The organism is Mycobacterium sp., from assembly GCF_050701515.1.
GTDB lineage: Bacteria > Actinomycetota > Actinomycetes > Mycobacteriales > Mycobacteriaceae > Mycobacterium.
In genome coordinates this window covers 1-1,533 of the sequence record NZ_JBOGDB010000280.1, presented here as the reverse complement: position 1 = coordinate 1,533, position 1,533 = coordinate 1, and the positions used below count along the sequence as shown (strand labels likewise).

Sequence of the window (1,533 nt, the reverse complement as noted above, 5' to 3'; positions counted from 1 at the left end):
GGACTCAAGACCAAGCGCAAGGTCGTGGAGGCAGGACTGCAGCTTCTAGCCCGGCGCAAGCGGCAGGCCGATGCCCGAAAGCTGTTCGGCCGCGTCCGATGGGAAGGTGATCTGCATCGGGAGCGCCTGGACGAAGCGGTCGATCGCCACGAATGAGGATGCTTGTCGACAGCTCCGTCTGGATCGATCACTTACGCGGCGTCCGGACGCGCGAGACCATCATTCTGGGTACGCTTCTCGATCGGCTGGATCCCGCCGCGGTCGATACGGAAAATCAAATCGACCTACTCGTCGCCGACCTCGTGCTCTGCGAGGTTCTGCGCGGTATCCCCGATGCCGCCGAGCACGCGGCGGTCAGGGACGTCTTGCTGAGCTTCGAGCTTGTGACGATCGGCGGAGTCGATCTGGCACTCCAGGCCGCGGATTACTATCGCGCGCTACGGCGGCTCGGCGTGACCGTGCGCAAGACGATCGACCTGCTGATCGGCACCTGGTGCATCGCCATGGACTGCGACCTGCTGCACAGTGACCGTGACTTCGATCCGATGGCGCTGCACCTTGGACTACGTGCGCGGTAGATCTGAAGAGCACCGAATGTCTTAGCTCGGACGCCGGGCGCTCAGGTGCCGTGGTACTCGCGGTACCACTCGACGAATTTGGGCAGCCCCACCTCGATCGGCGTCTTCGGCTCGAAGCCGAGATCGCGCCGGCTGGCTTCGATGTCCGCGAACGTCGCGAGCACGTCGCCGGGAGGCATTGGCGCAAGCCGGATCTCGGCCTTCCTGCCGAGGGCCTGTTCCAGAATCTCGACGAAGCGCCGCAGCTCGACCGGCCGGTGGTTGCCGAGATTGTAAATGGCGTGTGGCGGCCCGCTGCCCGCCGCCGGCGGCCGGTCCAGGGCGGCGAGCACGCCGGACGCGATGTCGTCGATATAGGTGAAGTCGCGCTGCATCTCGCCCTGGTTGTAAAGGGTGATCGCGCGGCCGTGCGCGATGGCGTCGGCGAAGGTGTAGTAAGCCATGTCGGGCCGTCCCCAGGGCCCGTACACGGTGAAGAAGCGCAGGCCGGTCGCCGGAATCCCGAACAGATGGCCGTAGCAATGGCTCATCAGCTCGTCCGCCCGTTTGGTCGCGGCATAGAGCGACATCGGCTGATCGGTGCGGTCCTCGACCGCGAACGGCACCTTGGTGTTGCCGCCATAGACCGAGCTGGAGCTGGCGTACACCAGATGCCGCAGCTTCGGCAGCGCGCCCCGGCACAGTTCCAGAATCGCGAGGTGCCCTGTCAGAGTGTTGTGCGCATATTCGAACGGCGCTTCGAGCGAGTAGCGGACGCCCGGCTGGGCGGCGAGATGGACCACCGCGGTGATCTGGTCCTCGTGCGGAGCGACCAACGCCCGCATCGCGTCCAGATCGGCGATGTCGAGCTGCTCGAACGTGAAGTCCCGCTGGCTCAGCAGTCGCTCGAGGCGCGCCCGCTTGAGCCCGGGGTCGTAATAGCTGCTGAGGCTGTCGACGCCGAGCACCCGCTCGC

2 protein-coding genes are annotated in these 1,533 nt (G+C 65.8%); one reads left to right on the top strand and one right to left on the bottom strand.

All coding sequences use genetic code 11. The features are described from left to right. Positions 1 to 158: 158 nt before the first annotated feature. Positions 159 to 578: a type II toxin-antitoxin system VapC family toxin gene (gene vapC, locus ACRDU5_RS20790; RefSeq protein ID WP_526616810.1), complete on the top strand. Its 420-nt coding sequence runs from the start codon at positions 159 to 161 to the stop codon at positions 576 to 578. A gap of 41 nt (positions 579 to 619) precedes the next feature. On the opposite strand, the gene ACRDU5_RS20785 is transcribed toward vapC, so the two are convergent. Beyond that, entirely contained in the window at positions 620 to 1,525 is a 906-nt protein-coding gene (locus tag ACRDU5_RS20785; RefSeq protein ID WP_526616808.1) for an NAD-dependent epimerase/dehydratase family protein, read from the bottom strand. Positions 1,526 to 1,533 lie beyond the last annotated feature (8 nt).

What these genes read in the sequence shown, in the direction of transcription:
- vapC (WP_526616810.1), top strand. Translation starts at nt 159, where the DNA reads ATGCTTGTCGACAGCTCCGTCTGGATCGATCACTTACGCGGCGTCCGG.